This window comes from Desulfovibrio sp. JC022 (assembly GCF_010470665.1).
In the GTDB taxonomy this organism is placed as follows: Bacteria; Desulfobacterota; Desulfovibrionia; order Desulfovibrionales; family Desulfovibrionaceae; genus Maridesulfovibrio.
On the sequence record NZ_VOPZ01000005.1, the window covers coordinates 276,003 to 296,955 of the forward strand.

The window sequence follows — 20,953 nt, forward strand, 5'->3', positions numbered from 1 at the left end:
AACTTGTCTTTCACTTATGTTTATGCAACTCTTCCGGTCAAGCGGTACTACTTATGAATAAAGGGATAATCAGATACCTGCGCCCCGAAGCCATCGAGGGCCTTGAAATTCAGGAAGTCATCAATTCCAATCATTCCTTCCCGAACCATACCCACGGATTTCATTCCGTAGGGGTCATGGAGGCGGGCGGCTGTTATTGCCGTCAGCCCGGATCGGGCAGCTCCTTTGTGCGCGGCGGAGAAATAGCATTATTTAATCCCGGCCTTGTCCACTCCGGGGTAATTACGGACTCCGACACCCGCCTCACCTACCGAGTCTTCAGCTTTGAAAATACCTTATTTAAAAAGGCCCTGCGTGATTTAAACGAAACGGAAAATCTGCCGGAATTCAGCTCAGTGGTAACCGAAGACAAGCTGACTACCGGAACACTGACGGAACTCAATTATGCCGCGTCATCCATTAAAAGCAGATTGTCCATTGATACGGCCCTTGCCCGTGCAGCAGCGGCTCTTTTGACCCGTCACTGCGAAACACAATCCAGAGTCCCGCGCACCGAAGAACCCACAGCAGTAAAAAAAGCCCGCGAATACCTCAACGAAAACCTCTCTGAAAAGGTATCCCTTGATGAACTTTCGCAGGCCACCGGACTCTCACGTTATCATTTACTGCGGGTATTTCGAAAAGCAACCGGACTTCCACCGCACAGCTATCATCTGCAATTGCGCATTGAACACGCCAAAAAACTGCTTCGCTCCGGCATGCCCTTTGCCGAGACCGCCCTGCAAAGCGGATTCTCAGACCAGAGCCACTTCAGCAACACCTTCCGACGCTACACCGGGGCCACTCCTTCACAATATACCTGTATTTAATTACTGCTGATGTAATCCATATATTTCTGATCACTGTTAAGAATATGACCCACAAGCCAGTTATTCAAATATTCCAGCATATCCTGAAAGGGCACATAGGTATTATAAACAGCTTCCGCATAATCCTCGACCTGACCGATAAACCCCTCATGCTCTTTGATATGATCAGCAAGGCCGGGATAGCCATTATCGCGCATAAATTTTTCCTCATCCCGAAAATGTTCCTGCGCGTATTTTAACATCCGGCTCAGGCAGGTATAAGCGGCACCTTCTTTTTCTCCCGGTCCTGCTTCTGCTAATTCATTAAGCATAACAAAGAGAGACTTGTGCTGTTCATCAATCAACTCGTTCCCAATACTGTATTCATCTTTCCATTCTACTAACGCCATAAGGAACCTCCTCTTTATATAAAGATAAACATCTATAGGCAAAAAAGTACTGCTTTCCCGAAATTTCCACCAATTAAACAAAAAGCAATATTCTCCAAGACCGTAATTAAACAAGCAGTTACCTTTCTATTTAAGGAGAGAACGTATGAACGCTACCAGATCGAATAAAAACATAATTCCCGTAATTGCCATACTGGGCGCGGTACTGCTCTGGGGCAGTTCCTTTGCAGCCATGAAACATCTTGTGGGCAGCATGAATCCATGGGCGGTAATGTGGATACGCACAGGCATAGCCACTCTTGTGCTCACCCCTTTCACCTCACGGCTGGCCGGTCCGATCAAAAAAGGGAAGGACAAATTCGCGCTGGCCCTGATGGCCCTGTTCATGCCCTGCCTCTACTTCCTTTCCGAATCCTATGCTCTGACCTTCACCACCGCCACACAGGCCGGACTCATATCCGCTTCCCTGCCGCTGATGGTCTCGGCTGGAGCCGGATTTTTTTTCAAAGAAAAAACAACTCCCGCCGGATGGATCGGACTGGCTCTTTCCATGCTCGGAGTGACCGTGCTGACCTTGAGCGGCACCCCTTCGAGTAACGGCTCAAACCCTGCTCTGGGTAATATACTGGAACTTCTCGCCATGATCTGCGCCGCCGGATACATGCTGCTGGTCAAAAGGCTTTCAGCCCACTACGGCCCATGGACATTGACTGCTGTGCAGAACTGTGCCGGTTGCATTTTCTTCCTGCCCGGACTGTACCTGCTCCTGCGGGACGGACTTGGTTCCGATCCGCTGCATGTTCTTATGATAGCCGGATATCTGGGGGCTTTTGTCACCCTCGGAGCCTTCGGACTGTATAACGTAGGAATGAGTTGTCTTCCCGCAGGCAAGGCTTCGGCATTCATCAATCTTGTTCCGGCCATTGCCGCCTTCTTCGGCTGGCTCCTGCTGGATGAAACCTTGAATTTCACCCAGCTCATGGCCTCGGCTATCATTTTTGCCGGAGTGGGGCTGGCCCAGAGCGGAGGTAAGCTCAGCTGGAAACCATCCCCCCTTTCACCACGCAAAAACATATTGAAGCAATAAAACTGATTTTTCCTCGAAATACCCCCTGCAATCCCGGCAAAAGATTCATTTTGCCGGGATTTTTTGCTGAAAAGACACACCCAAACGTACGCAAAACAACCTTTTATAAATTAGACTTTTATAGTAAGTTACACAGTATAGGCGATACATGGATCAGCATAGACCTTTATTGAAGGAACAAGCTTTGCTTCCCTGCACAGATTTCATTAATCCGGGGTAATTATGAAAAGGATATTTGCCGCAGTTTTATTTTTATTTTTCGCAATGGGAACCGCATGGGCGGACCAACCAGTTGTAGGTTTTGTTACCGGAGTATCAGGACTGGGCGATCTGTCTTATAATGACATGTCCTATGGCGGAATCCGTAAAGCCCAGCAGGAATTCAATTTCAAACTGATTATTCTGGAACCGGAAGCAGACGGCAAATCAACAGAGCAAGCCTTTGTAAAGCTTATCCAACAGTCTGACATTCTTATCCTTGTAGGCGCCCAGCATGCGGATATGGTCAAAAAAATCGCACCGAAATTCCCGGACAAAAAATTCATTCTCAGCGAAGTTCCCGTGGGCGGAATGAAGAACACTTCCTCGGTCTTTTTCGCACAGGGCGAAGGCTCTTTTCTGGCCGGTGCATTGGCGGCAATGACCAGCAAAACCGGCAAGATAGGTTTTATCGGGGGAACCCCGGTGCCGCAGGTTCGGCAGTTTGAACAAGGCTATGTAGACGGGGCCAGATATGCTGTACCGGAAATAAAAGTAGAGATAGCCTACGTTACCCCGCTGGGAGATTTTTCAGGCTTCAATGCTCCTGCCAAAGGATACAATATGGCTATGGGGCAATACAAGGATGGAGTGGATGTTGTATTCACCGTAGCCGGGCTTACCGGAAACGGAGTAATTGAGGCAGCGCGACGCAGCGACAAATATGCCATCGGGGTTGATTCGGATCAGGACTCACTGGCTAAAGGCTTTGTGCTGACCAGCATGATCAAAAAACTGGATGTGGCAGCTTATAATGAACTGAAAGCCGTCATGCAGGGTAATTTTAAAGCAGGCCCCACCAGCTACGGTTTAAAGCAGGACGGGGTGGGCCTTAGTGAAATGAAATATACCCGTGACAAAATACCCGCTGCTGCGCTTAAAAAAATTGATGAAATCAGAAACAAAATAATAAACGGTGAAATCAAGGTTCAGTTCAGGGATGATTCAAAATAAAAGAACCCGGATCAGCCTTTAATAAATATGGTTATCGTACTGGAATGAAAGACAGCTTAAGATTTAAAATATCCATAGGCACAGGCCTCATCTTGTTGCTGTTCTTTTTTCTGCTGGGCTACTACATTGTAGATTCCCAGAAAAGACAGCTTGAGGACAGCCTCTATGAACATGGCAACCGCATTGCCTCTCTGACAGCCCGTTCTTGCGCGGAATACCTGCCAAGATTCAGTTTTTTTCTGGTGGAAGACCTTGCTTTATCCATTGAACAGTCTCCACAGGTGGCCTTCTGCGAAATATTCAACCGCGAAGGCAACGCCATCCTGCAATCAGGCAATATTGTCTCTAAATCCCATACCTCCAAAAACAAACCTTCCTACGGAGCCGATGTACTGATTGTCTCCAAACCGATTATCAGCGGAAACGAGAATATTGGAAGAGTCGAAATCGGCATGAAGCTGGATCAGGTCAGGAATAAAATTAATGAAAACACGATCAGCCTGATTGTCTTGTTCAGTGCCTGCATGCTCTGCACCATTATTGCGCTGGATGCTTTTTTCCAACGCATACTGATATCCCCGCTGCGCATGCTGGCCAACAACACCAGAAAAATTGCCCGCCGCAAATTCGTTACCGTGGATGTCGGTTCACGTATGGATGAAATCGGGATTCTAGCCCTAAATTTCAACCACATGAGTCGCAATCTGGAAAGCCTCTATAAAAATCTTGAGGTTAATGTACAGGAGCGGACCCATGAGCTGGAATCCGCAAACCGCAAGCTGGTTAAAGCCATTGCCAAATCAGAGGCCATGGCTGTTGAAGCGGCCAAAGGAACCCGCGCCAAATCACAATTTCTGGCCGCCATGAGCCACGAAATACGCACCCCCATGAACGCCATTCTCGGCATGGCTGAAATCCTTGCTGATTCACATCTGGACGACGGACAAAAAAGGTTTGTGGAGATTCTACAGGAATCCGGTGAATCTCTGCTCCACCTGATCAATGAAATTCTCGACCTGAGTAAAATTGAGGCCGGGGAAATAGCCTTTGAGAAAAAGAACCTCAACCTTGACCGCATCATCGGCAAGGCCTTCAAGGTCACCGCCCACGCCGGGCACGGAAAAGGTCTGGAACTTGCCTACAACATAAAACGCGATGTGCCGGAACAACTTCTGGGTGACCCCTCAAGGCTGCAGCAAATTTTCGTCAACCTTATCGGCAATGCCATCAAGTTTACGGAGCGGGGCTATGTTGTTGTGGAAGCATCCCTTGCCCAGAACCATATGAGCGATGCTGCCAGCTCTCTGGCAATTCATTTGGAAGTCAAAGACAGCGGGATAGGCATTGAAGAAGATAAACTGGAATCTATTTTCGACCGATTCACGCAGGCCGACTCCTCCACTACCCGCAAGTATGGCGGAACCGGGCTCGGACTTTCCATTTGCAAATCCTTGTGCGAAGCCATGGGCGGCAGAATCTGGCTTGAAAGCCGCAAAGGATTCGGCACCACCATCCATCTGGAAATGCCTTTTGAAAAGGACCCGCGCATTTCCATTGAAAACTCCCCTCTGCGCGGAAAATCCATCCTGATTATAAATGATCAGGACTATTCCCGTCAGGCTCTTGCCATACGCATGAGCACAAGGACAAAAAGAATAAGCAAAGCCCTGAACATGGAGGAAGGACGCAGTTACATTGAAAACAGCCTGAAATCGAACTCCCCCTATGATCTGGTTATTGTCCGGGGAGGCATCCACGGCTGGAAACGCCAGCGGACTTTGGATGAATTAAGGAGTATGGAGGTAGATGAAAATAAGATTATCATGAGCTCCACCGTAGGGCAGGATGACATTGAGGATTTCACCGGCAGTGTCCTGCTGGCTCCTCTCGATATGTATTCCCTTGAGAAGGCAGCCCAAAAAGCTCTGAGCGAAAAGCCGGAACTTCACCCTATTGCAACCCAGTCGCAGGGCAAAATGCGCCCTCTGGATATCCTTCTGATAGAGGACAATAAGGCGAACTGTATGCTGATCCAGCTTTTTTTCAAAGATTTGCCCCATAACCTTAGAATAGCCCATAATGGAGAAGAAGGATTCGGAGAGGCCAGTGCGCACTCATTCGACCTGATTTTTATGGATATTGAAATGCCCATTATGGACGGTTACGAGTGCACCAAAAGAATCAGGGATTGGGAGATTCGTGCAGAAAGGAAGCCGAGCATAATTGTTGCGCTTACCGCCCATGCCCTGACCGAGGCTAAAGAAAGAATTCTCAGAGCCGGGTGCGATTCATTTTTGACCAAACCCATATCCAAAGACAAAATCATCAGCACCATCAACGAATTCTGCAACCCGTATTTCAGTTAAGACTGAGTCCATTGTATACATAAGCCTACTTCGCATATTTTCTATAAAAGTCTTTTTTAAAATTAACCTTATGAACAATATGCTCATTATATAGTTGTCGAAAATCATCGTACAGAAACTGCATTTGTTCATTATTTCCTTCCAGTAAAACAAAAGCCTCTTTCGCCATGCCTAAAGCGTAATAAACAACCCCTGTAAAAAGTGTGATGAACAACAAAAACATCAAACTATGCTGCCCCATTTCATAATTTGGATTAAACCCAGAAAAGACTAAAAACAAAAAAGCAGACATAGCATTAAAAGAAGAAAACAATAATGCCTTCTTGTATATTGACATAGCCTCAGAAAGCATAATCTCATAATCTCTTCTGCACATATTAATCTCATTAACAACTTCATCGATGACTTCTTCAATTTCAATATCTAGCCTAGTAATACTATCTACTAGATCGTCAGACATATTACAAAGCTTCACATGATTATTTGACATGACTTGTTTTTCACTTATTAACACCGCATAAACAAAATTAACTGCGAATAACACTTCAAAAATACTATTAAAATCAGAAATAGTTGTTGTCATAGTTCCTCGTTATAAACATGCATTCCACACGAAGTACAATTCTTCCCGTACCGAGTGACTCTAACACCAATAATTATGAGACACAAAATTAAGGCCCCGGAACCAGTATTAATATTGGTTCCGGGGCCTTAAAAACAGAAAGGCCGCGTCCTCGGACGCGGCTTTGAAAACTGCTGACAATTCAGATTCAAGAGAGTCGGATTAGCGACCTTTCTGGTTCGGAATAATTATTCCTGTGAGGTCCGTTTAGTTGATAACGGATATTTTCTGGGCTTCGATTCCGGCGAAGACGAGGTCCTGCTCGACCCTGCCTTCAATCTCTACCTCAGCGGTGCTATCAATGGGGAGGGATCCCGCCTTGGGGCTGAGGTCGATGATGATTTCACCGGTCTTGTCCTGAAATACATATTTATTGTCATTGATCTTTCTGACGATATGTCCTTTTACAACAGCTTTGGTATCTGCACCGGACACACGCGCTTCAGCAACAGTGGTTACGTCTTTGGATTTGAAATCCAGAGTTTCGGAAGTTGCTGCCGCTGCCACGATCACCAGAAGTAAAAGAAAAAGTACGCTCATTTTTTTCATCTCTTATTACCCGTCCCACCTTCGAGGTGGAAGTTAAAGATTTGAAACCTTATTTATGAAAATTTTTATTTATCCTTTCTGAAAACGTCCAAACTTTTGTCGGCCATTTTTTCTAAGAGGACCTGTTGTTGATCCGTTGATCAAGTAATAGACCCCTCTTTTTGATTATGCAATCAAAAAAATAAGGATATTGTGAAATTTTGTACAAAACACCCCTTAACCCCTCATATTGCTTATAGATATTTTTTTCACAACCGCGTTTTTGACGCATGCATAACATTTACCATTTCGTGCTACCTCATATTGCGTCTCAAACAGCACTGAATCCGGGTTCAATAGCCGCCATTTCATACTTCAATGGTATAGTTAATGATTATTTTCCGCCCCAAACCATATAAACATGACATTTATTGGTCTTTTTCCGAATAATCAGCCAAATAAATCTTAAATACCCACAATTTTAAAGCTACAATACTGAAACATTAAATTTAAGCACCGCTTTAGACAATCAGCATCCTTAAACCGCATCAATCCTACTTATCACAAAAACTGATAGTTGATTTTTTGCTCTAAAAAACTGATTAAGAGCCATGAGCAACTCAGAACTTCTCGATATTGTCTATGCAGATAGAAAAATAGTTGTGGTCAACAAACCCAGCGGCCTGCTCTCCGTCCCCGGACGCGGCCCGGAAAATCAGGATTGTGTTGTCACTCGGGTCCAGAAGATGTTTCCTGAATGCCGTAAGTTCCCCACCGTACACAGGCTGGACATGGATACTTCCGGCCTGCTGGTGTTGGGCTTGACTGCACGGGCAGTGCGCGAACTGGTGGAGCAGTTTCAGAAAAGGCAGGTAAAGAAACGCTACATCGCCCTGCTGGACGGCATAGTAAAGGAAGATAGCGGTGTAATAGAAATGGCTTTCCGCCTAGATCCATACAACCGCCCCTATCAGGTCTACGACCCGATCCATGGCAAACTGGGCATAACCCACTGGCGCAAGCTCGGCATTGAAGACGGCAAGACCCGCGTGGAATTCACCCCGCACACCGGACGTACCCATCAATTAAGGGTCCATTCCGCCCATCCGCAAGGTCTGGGCTGTCCCATAGTAGGTGACCGCCTCTATGGTTCCGGCACAGCACCGGGACAACTCAAGCTGCACGCCGGCTATCTCTGCTTTGAACATCCCAAGACCAAAGAAAAAATGGAATTCGAAATCGAACCATTATTTTAGACAGTTTATGCTGTTAAGAAAGTGCCAGATGCTAGGCGCAAACAAAAAGGCTGGAACGACGCGTATCAACATACGCGAGTTTCAGCCTTTTTTGCAGCAACAATGCAGATGGTGCTTTATCAACAGCATAAAAGCCCTGCTGAATCACTTCAGCAGGGCTTTCATCTTAGAATCCATACAGGATCACCGGACCGCCCGGATCTCCATTCTTTAAGACTTTATATTAACCCATGGGGCTGTTCTCTACGAGATTCCAGATACCGCAGGGGCATACATTGGCGCAGAAACCGCAACCAATACATTTTTCAGCATCGCAAGCCATTTCGAAATCCTTGCCTTCAAGACCCTTGCGGGAAATCGCAGCCTGCGGACAGACTGTTTCGCACAGACCGCAATCACGACAGGAACCGCAGGAAGAACATTCCTGAGCACATTCCTGAAAATCCTTGAATTCGGTCAGACGCGGGTCGAAGTACTCGAGAGTCATGCGTTTGTAATCAATGACGTCTTTGGGTTCAGCGTGAGGACGCTTGCCGGTGAAGACTTCATCAAGAGTCTCGGCAGTCTCGCGACCATGCCCGATGGCGTGGGTCAGCAGACCGGGACGCACAGCATCACCGATGGCGTAAACACCGGGTTCGGTGGTCTGGTAATCTTCGTTAACCACGATATGACCGCGATCAAGAGCTATGGTATCGGGCAGGAACTCGATATCCGGGGTATCACCGATGGACATGATCACAGTGTCAGCCGGGAGAACTTCCCCGGACTTGAGCACCACGCCTTCCTCGGTAACTTCCTGAGTAAAGCAGGGATAGCGGAATTTTGCCCCGACTTCTTCTGCTTCGTCGCGCTCTTTACCAAAAGCGGCAGGTTTCTGAATATCAATGAGCAGAATATCTTTAGCACCGAGACGGGAACATTCAGTAGCAACGTCACAACCAACGTTACCGGCACCGATGATAACCACTTTTTCGCCCACTTCAGCCTTACCCTTCATGGCAGACTTGAGGAAATCAAGAGCCGGGGTAATGCGCTCATGTCCGGGAATGGGGATGATACGCGGCTTCTGGGCACCGATGGCGAGAACTACGGCGTCGCTGTTCTGGCGCAGTTCGGCAAAATCGTCAGCAGTAAGTTTTTTCTGCATGTGCACGTGGGGAATGACCTTGGCTACGCGCTCAAGCTCGGAATCCAGCACTTCCTTGGGAATGCGGCTGGAAGGAATGGCGGAAGTGATCTTGCCACCGAGTTTGTCAGACATGTCGTAAACAACTGCTTCATGTCCCTTGCGGCGAATCTGCCAAGCGACAGAAATACCGGCGGGACCGCCGCCTATAACCGCAACCTTTTTACCGGAAAGGGGCGGCAGCTCAGGTGCGGGGCTGTTCACGCCCTCGCGGCCCAGCTTGGTAATATCCACGGAAAGCAGGTCTTTCACGCCGCGGGTACAACCTTCCATACAGAGGTTGGGGCAGAGGTAACCGCAAACAGTTGCGGGAAAAGGAGTATATGCAAGGGCAAGGTCCACGGCTTCGTCAACAAGGCCGTCACGGACCAGCTGCCAGCGTCTCTGGACCGGCATTCCGGTAGGGCAGGATGACTGACAGGGAGCCTGATATTTGCGGTTTTCCCAGACCGGAACAAAACGGCGCAGTTCGCCGGAAGTGATCAGCGGCACAGGAGAACGGTCCAGATCGGTAAGATCGCCGATAAGCCCGCCCTGTCCAAGTTCGCCGTCCCATACCTGGGAACGGAACTCAGACATGGAGCGACGCTTGCGCCCGGTCTTCTCAAAAGGAGACTTGGCGCGGATGAGCTGCCATTCCTTGCGTTCGGTCAGGGAGTCGTAAACGTCTTCGCGACCGATTTTAGCGAGATTTTCCTTGAGATTATCGCAGAGCCATTCCCAATCCGCATCGGTGATGGGCTCGAGAATAGCGTCGGCAGTGGAGAATTCTCCGTGGGGTCCGCGTACGAAAATACGACCGCCAACCATTCCGACACAGGGACGGAAAGCGAGTACATTTTCAGCGTTCTGAGGCTCAAAGCCACAGACGACCGCGGTACCGCCGGCCATGAATTCTGCGAAATAGTCACCAACTCCGCCGAGTACCCAGAGTTCGGGCGGATCAAAGCGGGGGTTGGTCTTGGTCATGGTCATGCCGCGGGCACCGATGTCACCGTTAACAATGACTTTACCCTGCGCCATGGCGTTACATGCGCCGTTGGAACCATTGCCGTGGACGATAATTTCAGCACCGGCGTTAAGCCAACCCACATCATCGGAAACCGAACCGTGAACGTTGATTACAGTACCGGGAAAGCCCTTGGAACCGAGACGCTGACCGGATGTACCGATAACGTCAATCTCAATGGGTTCTTCCTTGGAAATCCAGAGTCGTCCGCCAATGCCGTGCTGGCCCATGGCGTCTATTTCGAGCTTGCGGGCTCCGTCGGCAACCGCTTTTTGAATCCGTTCCTCAAGGATGCGGGATTCAATACGGGCGCCTTCTTCAAGACCGCTGATGCATATTTGTTCTGTTGCCATTTTAAATCTCCGTAAATCGTGAGCTGAGAGTTAAACCACGTACTTGATGCCGAGTCTGTCAGCAGCATCACGGTCACTGATACCAAGCGCATCCGCCATGCCGATGGGCAATGAAGTGGAGCGCCCCAGAGGGGCGATAATCTTTTTGATTTCAGTGTCAAAGCTCAGATAGAAGTCAACAACCCTTTCGGCGACCTTTTCAGGATCGAGACGACGGTAAAGTCTGGGATCCTGAGAGGTGATACCCTTGGGACATACGCCGATGTTACAAACGTTGCAGCGGTCTTTTTCAGAACCGAGACAGCCTGCACCGGCCTGCATGACGTATTTACCGACCTGAACGGCGCTTGCGCCGAGCATGATCAGTGCAGCTGCGTTAGCCGCGAGGTTACCGGATTTACCGATACCGCCACCCGCGATGAGGGGCAGTTCGTTCTGCTTACCGGTAACAACCAATGCGTTGTAACAATCACGCAGGTTACTGGCGATGGGGTGTCCCATGTGGTTCATGGAAACGTTGTATGCCGCCCCGGTACCACCGTCTTCACCATCAATGGCCAGACCTGCGGCGTAGGGGTTACGGGTCAGGTTGTTGAGAACCGCCAGCGATGTGGAGGAAGCGGAAATCTTGGGATAAACCGGGACCCTGAATCCCCAGGCCATACTCATGGACTGGATCATCTTTGCAACAGATTCCTCAATGGAATACTGAGTCTGGTGGGTCGGAGGACTGGGCAGGCTTACTCCCTCGGGAACACCGCGAATTGCGGCGATGAGTTTGTTAACCTTGTACCACATGAGCAGTCCGCCATCACCGGGTTTTGCGCCCTGACCGTACTTGATCTCGATGGCGCAGGGGTCGACCTTCATTTCCGGAATGGCGTGGATGATTTCATCCCAGCCGAAATAACCGGACGCGATCTGAAGAATTACGTATTTAAGGAAACGGGAACGGAGCAGTCTGGGAGGACAGCCACCCTCACCTGTGGAAATACGCACAGGCATGTTCAGTTCTTCGTTCAGGTAAGCCACACCCATCTGGAGACCTTCCCACATGTTGGGAGACATGGCCCCGAAGGACATACCGCCGATAACCAGCGGGTAGATTTCACGAACCGGGGGTTTCCAGCCGTGTTCCTGATAAGTTTTGAGGCTCTCTTCCGGAGACTGCACGCGACCGAGCAGGGTGTTCAAACGGAACTCATGGCGACCGGCATCAAGCGCGGGGTCGGTGAGCATGGAGATACGCATGAACTTGATCTGGTCCAGCAGGGATTCACCGGAATTGCGGCGTCCACCACGGGTACGGGGGTTACCGCCGCGGTCGTTGTGGAATTTCTGAGTGGTGGAACCTTCTTCACGCTTGGGACCGATGGCGTTGTTGGGGCAGACCATGTTGCACATGGAACAGCCGATACAAGCGTATGCCGGATCGGTCTTCTGGCGGATGCCGTAAAAAATTGAATATTCATTCTCGGCTTTTTTCATCAGGCTGGCGGGAGTCTTGATCTCACGCTTGCGATGAACACCGAGTTCAATGGCGTTAACCGGACAGACGGAAGTGCAGCGACCGCACTGGGTACAGAGATCCTTGTCCCACTCGATCTGCCAGTTCAGGTCTTTAACGCCTAAAGTTGACGGGGTAATTGGTCTTTCTGTGAGCATGTTTCTATCTCCTTGCAGTCGGGTCCGACGATTACTGTATCGAGGTGCATGGGCTGGAAGTCCTTGGACTTGTCACGGTCGGGAATGACAGCGTCGATTCCGCAGACTTCGGAAGAGAAGGCGTAAATGCCGTCTTTACCGCCCACAATGCCGGGACGAAGTTTCTTGCGATCCTGAACCATGAACATGGAACCGTCATCAAGGGTTCCGATAACACAGTTGGGACCGTCAATAATCATCTTGCGACAGGAACGCTTAAGAGTCGCCAGAAACTCTCGGTCCGGGTGATCGGCCATTTCATGATCCATGAGCGGGGTAATGACATGTTTGTAGGCACGGATATCAAGCCCCAGACGCTTGGTAGTGTAATGGGCAATATGAGTGAACACCTCGGAGTCGGACTGGTAGCCGGAATATCCGGTAACATTTCTGGACTGCAAATATTCCTTAATGGGGATGAATGCGGTGTTCTCGCCGTTGGTCATGGAGGCGACGCCTTCTATAAAGAATGGGTGACAGGCGTAAAGGTTGATGGCGTAGTTGGTGTTCTGCCTGCCCTGCGCAAGAATGTGACGCGCATAGAGGTTGCGGTTGGCACCGAGCTGAAGCCATTCACCGATCTCAAGGGGATCACCGACTTCTTTTACAATGATAGTATCGGGCCAGAAAGAAAAGACCATTATGTCGCCGTCTTCCTCACCCATCTTGCGAAGTTCAAGGCGCATTTCAACAAGCTTCTGACCCTGCTGTGCAGGAGTAAGCTCTTTCCAGCCTCTTGGAACTTTGTATGCGATGGCAGCATATGTACCACGAACAGGAGTACCTTCCGGCGGTTCAGTTTCCGGGGTGTAAAGAATGCTGTACTGGGACTTGAAACCGTGGTCCATGGTATACTGTTCCAGTCTGCGCAGACCGGCTTCGGTAAAAATACCGGAAAGGATGGGACAGCCCTGCAATTCTTCTTCAAAACGACCGCCCAGTCCCCTGAGACAGAGACCTACGCCGGAGCCGTCATGACCTTCTTTCATTGTATTAAGGGCATTGATGGCCAGCATGGGTGAAATAGGATCGCGACTTGTAAGCGCAAATAAACGGCACATATTGTCAGATCACTCCATGATTATAAGGTTCAACAGGTGCAGCGTCCCGGCAGGCAGTCAGGGAAACGGACGGTTCCGAAACTCTGGGAGGTTTCCGGCAGGCAGCTGACTTGTTTTAATGAAAAATGTATCAGCCAATGCGACTCTAATCTGGATATATTTCGAATTAAATAATGTGCGCCGGTTCTTCATTGACATTTTGAGTTTTTCCACCTCTCAAAATTGGCACAACTGTTTTTCAGGGATCTGAAATTGAATCGAAATCAGGATAAAAGATCATTTTTTGAAGATTAGAGCGATTCAGGAATTTGACAATGTCAGAAAAAAACAATTTTGGCAAACAAAAATACGAAATTGAAGTTTTCAAATCCAAAAACAGTCCATCCCGACACCCAAGCCGTTCACCTCAAGAACGAAAACATAGCTAAAACCCCACAAATTCACGGCGCAGACAATACCCATAAGATATTAAATTAATTAATCATCACAACACTGACAAGCATTTACACCCACCAATTGCACCAAACTGAAAATCACCCAAGACCCACTCTTCACCTTTTGGCAAATAGTGATAATCAACAAGCCACAGCCCTGTGCAAACATATTGATTGCGTAATTATACGGCCACAAATCATGCATGTTTATGGTAGTACCAAAAGGGCAATGAGCCAAAGCGATTTCATCACCTTCACCACAATCGCAAAATTTACATTTTTGACAAAAACAAAGACGAGGGCTCAGCGTAATCTACAAATATGTAATAGAACACAGTAAAAAACACTTTCGACTCAAAACATGGGCTGAATATTTTAAAGCATCCGACTTGCCCAATTTCCGACAAAAAAGTTATGCTCAAAACGTACTCAATATATAAAGGGAGAGCACAGATGGATCGTGCACAGATCAAAAGGATATTTAAAGCGTACTTCGAAAAATATAAAAAAACGGAAGGAGACCGCACAGCCTGGTCGGCGGTCTGGCTGGAAAGCACAAGGGCCGGAGTTCTGGAACTGAACATGACCCAATGCCCTAAAGGCACCACATTCAAAATATTCGTCAATAAGAAAAAAGAAATGCAGGTTCTGGGCTGGGATGCGTATTTCGAAGCCATGGATGAAATTTCAGCCAGACATCCAGACCTCTATGATGAAGACAAGCTCTTCTCTGAAATGGAATTTGTTATTTAATTGAAATCAGGATCAGGAACCGAGCAGATACCCCTCAAGCATCATGACCATCTGGGAGACAAGCCGATCTTCGCCTACATCGGAATCAAAAATGACCGCCTGATGTGAAACCTCTTCCACCACCAGACGGGTAAGCTCGGCGGCAGCTTCAAGATCACTAACCTTCAAACTCTTTTTCTGCGAACTTAAAAAAGCAAACAAATGCCCGCGAATCCGCCTATCACGTTCCCTGCCAATGGCCGAAATATCCTTATCTGTAGCTTCAAGAGCCATAACTTCACGAAAAAACATACGGTTACTGCGGTGAGATTCAACCGAATAAACACCGAGCATACGCAAAGCCTCGCGCAGAGGCTTGCCTTCATCAAGCATGGACTGGGCTTTGGCAAAAATATCAAAACTCATCCGCCACTGAAGCATATTGATAACTTCAATGAAAATTACCTTTTTATTCTTAAAGTAGCGGTAGACCGATCCGGTTGCGACACCGGCTGCGGCAGCAATATTTTTGGTATTAGCCCCCGCGTATCCCTTTTCAGAAAAAACATCCAAGGCCGCTTCCAGAATATCATTTCTGGTCACGTCAGCCCGGTCCTGTACTATCTCAAAATTACCATGCCTGCGTATCATCTCGTCCTTTCTTTTTTACTTAAATTATCCTTTCTCTTGAAAAGATGAACTTAAGTTCAATTTAAATCAAGAAAAAACCGGAATCAGATAATTCTGATTCCGGCTAATTAAATTCGGTGTGGAATCAGTTTTAGACCAGAAAACGGGAAAGCTGCTGCATATCGACGCCCAGAGATTTCGGATCGGGCTGGCGCATGACCTGAACCTTCTTTCCACCTCTTTCATAAGAGGCAAGGTCGATGCATTCAGATACTACCGGCTGCATTTTATCATTAAACAAAATCTTCACCTTGGGCTGACGGGGCTTGGTCTCGTTAGTCTCAAGCACAATGGCAAAACGCAAATCATCAAGCTGAACCATAGTTCCCGGAGGGTAGATTCCCATAACCCGAACAAAACGGTTCAAATAGGCAGGGTCAAAATCAGTCCCCTTCCATTTATACATCTGGCTCAGGGTTTTGGCCGGAGTGATGGCTTTCTTATATACTCTTACACTGGTCAAAGCGTCATACACATCGCTAATGGCAATAATCCGTCCAAAAGGATGGATATCTTCTCCCTTTATTCCGCTGGGATAACCGTTTCCGTCATACCGCTCATGATGCTCGACCACTCCACGCAGGACGGCCCCATCAAGCCCTTCAACATCTCCCAGAACTTCAAGCCCTTTCCGGGAATGACTCTTCATGACTTCATATTCAGAATCAGTAAGCTTTCCTGGTTTATTGAGGACCTTGTTGGGAACGCGCCCCTTGCCCACATCATGAAATAAAGCCGCAATACCGAGTGATTCCAATTCAGAACGGTTCAAACCAAGAGCCTTACCCAGCAACAAAGAATAAAGATTAACATTGATGCTGTGGGTGTAGGTGTATTCGTCATATCGCTTCAAAAAAGCAAGAGTAAGAGCAGCAGGCTCATTAGTGGTCAGGCTGTCGATGACCTCGCCGACAATAGGGGCTGCCTCTTCAACTTCAACAGTCTTTCCCTTGCGTACATCGTCTATAAACTTATGAGCATAATTCAGGGCTTCTTCATGAACCCTGCGCGCTTCAGGCAGGGCCTCAGCCATATTACGGGCGGCATCCTCAGCAGTAAGAGCCCCTTTATCGCAGGCAAACCCCATATTTGGAAGAACCTTTCCGGTCAGAATCTCAACCTTCTCAGTATCATCAGGCAAGTACTTAGCTATATCTGAAGACGACTCAATAAACCTATCAACTTCCACGACAGGGTCTTTAAAAGTACCCAAGCCATACCGCTGGACATACATCCCCGGCTTAACATCCTTCTTTTTAATAATTTTGATCTCTTCCGCCACCGCAACACCCTCTCAAACAAAATATATAAATATTATCTACAACGGACCATTAATCTATCCGTTAAAATCAATTAAAAAAAGCTCGTTTTTCCCATAAAAAAATTACAATAAAACCAATTTATTACTGCTACAATTATAATTTATGAAACCCTACAGCAGCATTAAATAAAAACTGCAAAAACATTATTCTACGCGATAACATACTCGCAACATTAAAAAAATGGTCAAACCAGCCATCTAATGTCAAAAGCGACTTGACCTACACCCAAGGATGTTCTACCCAGAACTTTCAGCAACTGACTGGTTGCCCCGAATCATGTACCCAACGCAGCTTCACTTCCGCAAAAGACCTTTTCGGCAGTGGCTGCATTTTTATTGACAACGACGGAATTATTTGAGGTTTATGAAGTGAGCAATATACCCATTTCGCAAGAAGGATTTGCTAAAATCAAGAAAGAGCTTGCTGCTCTTAAGAAAGAACGCCCTGAGATCATTAAAGCCATTGCGGAAGCCCGCGAAGAAGGCGACCTCAAGGAAAACGGCGGTTATCACGCAGCCCGCGAGAGACAGGGAATGCTTGAGGCGAAGATCAACTATATTGAATCCCGCATCCCCCAGTTCAATGTTGTAGACATGAAAACTCTTGGCGGCCCGAAAGTAACTTTCGGCGCGACTGTCGAGCTTGAAGACATCGATACCGGCGAAGAAAAGACTTACACCATCATGGGCCCGGACGAGAGTGATTTCAAAAAAGGCATCATCTCCGTTGAATCCCCGGTCGGTAAAGCCCTGCTCGGTAAAGAGGAAGGAGACGAAGTCATAGTCAACGCCCCCCGTGGCAGAATTGAATACGGCATTGTTTCTGTAGTCTTTAACGGACCTGCTTCCCAATAATACAGTTATTCCGTCAGCCAGTAACAGGGCCGCAGGTTCTGAATTAATGCAATTAAACGGGGGTGTGCCAAGGCGCATCCCCGTTTTTATAATCATCAGCGGGCGTTCACATGCACGGCACGGAAATATTAACAGACAACATATCCTGCTCCGGGTTCTGCTCCCGGTGCGAAACCATCCATACCATCGGACCGGGAAAGGCTATCCAGCTCTGCCTTGATTTGATGGAAAAATTAGACTCAGCCGGACGTGCGGACTTTGATCTGCCGCCTGAACAGGCCGAACCGGATTTCAGCACCGACTATCTTTTCGGCAAAGCACGCGGCCAGATGTTCGGGATTATGAGCTATCTTGACCACGCAGGTCAGGAACACTCAGCCAAGGCTTTTTCAGGACAGTACAACGGTCATTGGGAAATAGCGGGCTGGGTAAGCCCCATAATCAACCCGCGCGACTTCCAGACCCTGACCCAATCCACTGAAAAAGAAATTAAGAGAATCGGTCAGGAAATGGAAAAACTGACACCCAAAACAGCTGAACACACTACCCTTTCCACCCGGCGCAAAAAACTTTCCCAAGGCTTAATGCGCGAAATCCATTCCATATACCAAGTCCACAACTTTCGCGGCGAAACCCGGTCCATGCCGGAAATAATCCTCGGTCAAAAGGGCATTCCCACCGGAACCGGGGACTGTTGCGCTCCGAAACTGCTCAACTTCGCAGCAAAAAACGGCTATACTCCCCTGTCCATTGCCGAATTCTATTATGGCAAAGAGAACCGCTCCCGCACAAAATCCCATAAGCAATTCTATCCATCCTGCACAGACAAGTGCGGACTTATCCTCGGCTATATGCTTTGCGGACTATAAAAATATCTTCAGTTATTTCTTGAATTTTTCCTATCAAAAAGGGTTACATATGAGTACAATGGCCCGAACGGAGGAATTCTTTAATGAAAATGACCAAACTGAAAAAACACACCCTGCTGGCTTTGGCTGTTTTTGCTGTTCTTTTTGCAGCAGGCTGCGCCCCCAAGCAGACCTATTATCCTGCGTATGAAAATCCTACTGACACCAAGTGGATTGCAGAAGATATTGACGGCAAGTCCATAGGAGGCTTCGCCCATATCTGGATGCGTCTTGACAGCAATGGTAAGATCTACGGCTCCGGCGGCTGCAACAGCTTTCGCGGCGACTATTCATACGTGAACGGAATTTTCAGAACCGGACCGCTGGCCATGACCCGCAAAACCTGCTCCAAGAACATGAATTTACAGGAATTCAAATTCATGCAGGCTCTGGACCGGGTTAATTCCATGCAGGAAAGGGACGGCATGCTTTACATGGAAGGGGAAGATAACTCCCTGCTTTTTTATAAAGGTCATTAACCAAATAGTGACCTGCGAGGGACTTGATGAGCGACGACGTATACAACCAGAAATCTTCACTTGAAAGCTACGATCCCTGTACTCGGGAAGTTCTGGATCAACATGAAAGGATAAGGAAAGAATTTGCCGCGGAACTTATCAATTCCGTGCCTAATCCATCATTTATTCTCAACAACGCCCGAAAAATTGTCCTCTACAATGAGACTCTTGCAGCTGCCGTGGGCGAACAACGTGAAAATATGATTCTGGGACGCCGGCCCGGAGAACTGCTACGCTGCTGTAACTCACAAAAAAGCTGGTGCGGAGAGGCTGTCCCCTGCGTCCAATGCGGTGCTTTACGGGCTATCCAGACCGCCATGACCGGAGGCAGGGCGGAAGAAGAATGTATGTTGCTGGCCAGTATCGACGGCAAAGTCAAATCATATACCTTCAAAGTAAATGCATCTCCCATCGTAATCAGGGATGAACAATATTTTATAATCCATTTGGCTGATATATCAGACAGCAAACATAAGGAAATGATGGAACGGGTGTTCCTTCACGACCTGCTCAATGCCGTAAACGGTATAGTCAACGCCGGAACCCTGATCAGGGAAGATGCCATAAAGAGTGAGCACCGCGATCTGGCCGGAATGATTGTTGACCGGGCCAATTTTATGGCAAATGAAATTGATGCTCACAGACTCTTCATTTCCGCTGAGAGCAAGCAACTCGAAATCCACAATGAACCCGTTGCAGTAAAACAGATTCTGGAATCCGTCAGTACTTTCTATTCCGGCAGCCAGTTGGCAAAGGATAAAAACATTTTTATCAACTCTGAAATTGCAGAGTTCGGCCTGCTCACAGACAAGAGAATCCTTTACCGCATAATTGAAAATCTGGTCAAAAACGCAATCGAAGCATCCCCGGCTAATGGAAAAGTTGAAATCAAGGCCAGTAGTAATGAAAATCTTGCCCTGTTCACAATTTCCAATGAAGGGGCTATTCCCATGACTGTCGCCCACCAGATTTTCAGGAAATCATTTTCCACCAAAGGAAAGGGGAGAGGCCTTGGAACATATAGCGTGAAATTGTTTACTGAAAACTACCTCCGGGGAAAAGTCTGGTTTGATTCATCACAGGAAGACGGAACCAATTTCTATGTAGAACTGCCCCTCTCCCCTTCAGCAGAACAGCTGGTGACAGATCCCTGTCAGCGCGGACTGTAAGGAGATCCTATGGGCGGTAATCCCAAACGGTTGTCTCTATACACCGCCGCGGGGGCACTTGCGACCCTGCTGCTGGTAATTATTTTTTACCAATACCTTGATCTGCCCATTGCCAAAGCCGCCCATACATTGAAAGGAACTTTTGCGGTAACCGTCGGCAAACTCCTCAGCAAACTGGCCTCCAAACATGTCATTCAGACAATTTCCTTTCTGGCCCTGATCGGTGGCAGTATGGACGCAGTACTAAACGGTATCCAAAACAGGTCGCGGGCTTTATTGTTGGTGGCATTTTCAACCATGACCGCCATGCTTATCGGCGATGAATTAAAATGGTTTTTCGGACGTTGCCGTCCGCCTCTTTTTTTTGAAGACGGTTCATACGGCTTCACCTGGTTTTCCGGAAAATATTTGCAGAACTCCTTCCCTTCAGGGCACACCCTGCGCATCTTCTCACTGACCACAGCCGCAGCACTGCTTTTAGCACACAAGAAATACATTCCGATTATTCTAGCGGTATTGGTGGGACTAAGCCGGGTCATAGTAGGCAAGCATTACCCCGCAGATGTAATCTTAGGCTGCTTTATCGGCATGACTTCCGCAATCTGGACGCATTACTTCCTGTATCGAAACTGCACCAACCGGGAATAGAACTCGCTACCCAAAAAAAAGACCCCGCCGGAA

General features: G+C 47.9%; 19 protein-coding genes. 11 read left to right on the forward strand and 8 right to left on the reverse strand.

Annotation, left to right across the window (positions count from 1 at the left end; genetic code table 11):
* The first annotated feature begins 53 nt into the window (after positions 1-53).
* The gene (locus tag FMS18_RS10130) at positions 54-869 is read left to right on the forward strand and encodes an AraC family transcriptional regulator (RefSeq protein WP_163294096.1); all 816 of its coding nucleotides are present in this window, start codon (positions 54-56) and stop codon (positions 867-869) included.
* Here the strand turns inward: FMS18_RS10130 and FMS18_RS10135 are convergent.
* Positions 866-1,258, reverse strand: a complete 393-nt coding sequence (locus FMS18_RS10135) for a bacteriohemerythrin (RefSeq protein ID WP_163294098.1) — start codon at positions 1,256-1,258, stop codon at positions 866-868. The two genes, FMS18_RS10130 and FMS18_RS10135, sit on opposite strands and share 4 nt — an antisense overlap.
* A gap of 145 nt (positions 1,259-1,403) precedes the next feature.
* Here FMS18_RS10135 and FMS18_RS10140 point away from each other — a divergent pair, with 145 nt between their 5' ends.
* The 3 genes from FMS18_RS10140 to FMS18_RS10150 all read left to right on the forward strand — a co-directional run bounded on the left by FMS18_RS10140 (position 1,404) and on the right by FMS18_RS10150 (position 5,923).
* Positions 1,404-2,345 carry a DMT family transporter gene (locus FMS18_RS10140; RefSeq protein WP_163294100.1) on the forward strand — a complete coding sequence of 314 codons (942 nt, stop codon included), beginning with the start codon at positions 1,404-1,406 and terminating at the stop codon, positions 2,343-2,345.
* A gap of 222 nt (positions 2,346-2,567) precedes the next feature.
* Positions 2,568-3,557: a BMP family protein gene (locus FMS18_RS10145; protein WP_163294102.1), complete on the forward strand. Its 990-nt coding sequence runs from the start codon at positions 2,568-2,570 to the stop codon at positions 3,555-3,557.
* 44 nt (positions 3,558-3,601) lie between these two features.
* Positions 3,602-5,923 (forward strand): ATP-binding protein, encoded by a 2,322-nt coding sequence (locus FMS18_RS10150; RefSeq protein WP_163294104.1) that lies wholly within the window; start codon positions 3,602-3,604, stop codon positions 5,921-5,923.
* Positions 5,924-5,948: 25 nt separating this feature from the next.
* Here the strand turns inward: FMS18_RS10150 and FMS18_RS10155 are convergent, their stop codons facing one another.
* A complete protein-coding gene (locus tag FMS18_RS10155; protein WP_163294107.1) occupies positions 5,949-6,506 on the reverse strand; it encodes a hypothetical protein in 558 nt (185 codons plus the stop codon).
* Positions 6,507-6,752: 246 nt separating this feature from the next.
* Entirely contained in the window at positions 6,753-7,085 is a 333-nt protein-coding gene (locus tag FMS18_RS10160) for a NirD/YgiW/YdeI family stress tolerance protein (protein ID WP_163294109.1), read from the reverse strand.
* Between the two features lie 599 nt (positions 7,086-7,684).
* Here FMS18_RS10160 and FMS18_RS10165 point away from each other — a divergent pair.
* Positions 7,685-8,329: an RluA family pseudouridine synthase gene (locus FMS18_RS10165; protein WP_163294111.1), complete on the forward strand. Its 645-nt coding sequence runs from the start codon at positions 7,685-7,687 to the stop codon at positions 8,327-8,329.
* 223 nt (positions 8,330-8,552) lie between these two features.
* Here FMS18_RS10165 and FMS18_RS10170 read toward each other — a convergent pair whose 3' ends face one another.
* The 3 genes from FMS18_RS10170 to FMS18_RS10180 are packed head-to-tail and all read right to left on the reverse strand — an operon-like array spanning position 8,553 to position 13,645.
* Positions 8,553-10,880, reverse strand: a complete 2,328-nt coding sequence (locus tag FMS18_RS10170; protein ID WP_163294113.1) for an FAD-dependent oxidoreductase — start codon at positions 10,878-10,880, stop codon at positions 8,553-8,555.
* A gap of 30 nt (positions 10,881-10,910) precedes the next feature.
* On the reverse strand, positions 10,911-12,545 hold the full coding sequence (locus tag FMS18_RS10175) for a glutamate synthase-related protein (RefSeq protein ID WP_163294115.1): 1,635 nt from the start codon (positions 12,543-12,545) through the stop codon (positions 10,911-10,913).
* Entirely contained in the window at positions 12,509-13,645 is a 1,137-nt protein-coding gene (locus FMS18_RS10180) for a glutamate synthase (protein ID WP_163294117.1), read from the reverse strand. The genes FMS18_RS10175 and FMS18_RS10180 overlap by 37 nt, the downstream gene beginning before the upstream one ends.
* Positions 13,646-14,532: 887 nt before the next feature.
* On the opposite strand from FMS18_RS10180, the gene FMS18_RS10185 reads away from it, so the two are divergent.
* Positions 14,533-14,832, forward strand: a complete 300-nt coding sequence (locus FMS18_RS10185; RefSeq protein ID WP_163294119.1) for a hypothetical protein — start codon at positions 14,533-14,535, stop codon at positions 14,830-14,832.
* Between the two features lie 12 nt (positions 14,833-14,844).
* On the opposite strand, the gene FMS18_RS10190 is transcribed toward FMS18_RS10185, so the two are convergent.
* Both FMS18_RS10190 and FMS18_RS21040 read right to left on the reverse strand, forming a co-directional pair.
* Positions 14,845-15,462 (reverse strand): TetR/AcrR family transcriptional regulator, encoded by a 618-nt coding sequence (locus FMS18_RS10190; protein ID WP_163294121.1) that lies wholly within the window; start codon positions 15,460-15,462, stop codon positions 14,845-14,847.
* A 130-nt stretch (positions 15,463-15,592) separates the two neighbouring features.
* Entirely contained in the window at positions 15,593-16,783 is a 1,191-nt protein-coding gene (locus tag FMS18_RS21040) for an HD-GYP domain-containing protein (RefSeq protein ID WP_163294123.1), read from the reverse strand.
* Positions 16,784-17,191: 408 nt separating this feature from the next.
* On the opposite strand from FMS18_RS21040, the gene greA reads away from it, so the two are divergent.
* From greA to FMS18_RS10220, 5 genes are all read left to right on the forward strand, one after another.
* On the forward strand, positions 17,192-17,677 hold the full coding sequence (gene greA, locus FMS18_RS10200) for a transcription elongation factor GreA (protein WP_163294125.1): 486 nt from the start codon (positions 17,192-17,194) through the stop codon (positions 17,675-17,677).
* Positions 17,678-17,787: 110 nt separating this feature from the next.
* Positions 17,788-18,546 (forward strand): hypothetical protein, encoded by a 759-nt coding sequence (locus tag FMS18_RS10205; protein WP_163294127.1) that lies wholly within the window; start codon positions 17,788-17,790, stop codon positions 18,544-18,546.
* A gap of 83 nt (positions 18,547-18,629) precedes the next feature.
* Positions 18,630-19,064 carry an META domain-containing protein gene (locus FMS18_RS10210; protein WP_163294129.1) on the forward strand — a complete coding sequence of 145 codons (435 nt, stop codon included), beginning with the start codon at positions 18,630-18,632 and terminating at the stop codon, positions 19,062-19,064.
* Between the two features lie 26 nt (positions 19,065-19,090).
* A complete protein-coding gene (locus tag FMS18_RS10215) occupies positions 19,091-20,272 on the forward strand; it encodes a sensor histidine kinase KdpD (protein WP_163294131.1) in 1,182 nt (393 codons plus the stop codon).
* Between the two features lie 9 nt (positions 20,273-20,281).
* The gene (locus FMS18_RS10220; protein WP_163294133.1) at positions 20,282-20,920 is read left to right on the forward strand and encodes a phosphatase PAP2 family protein; all 639 of its coding nucleotides are present in this window, start codon (positions 20,282-20,284) and stop codon (positions 20,918-20,920) included.
* Positions 20,921-20,953 lie beyond the last annotated feature (33 nt).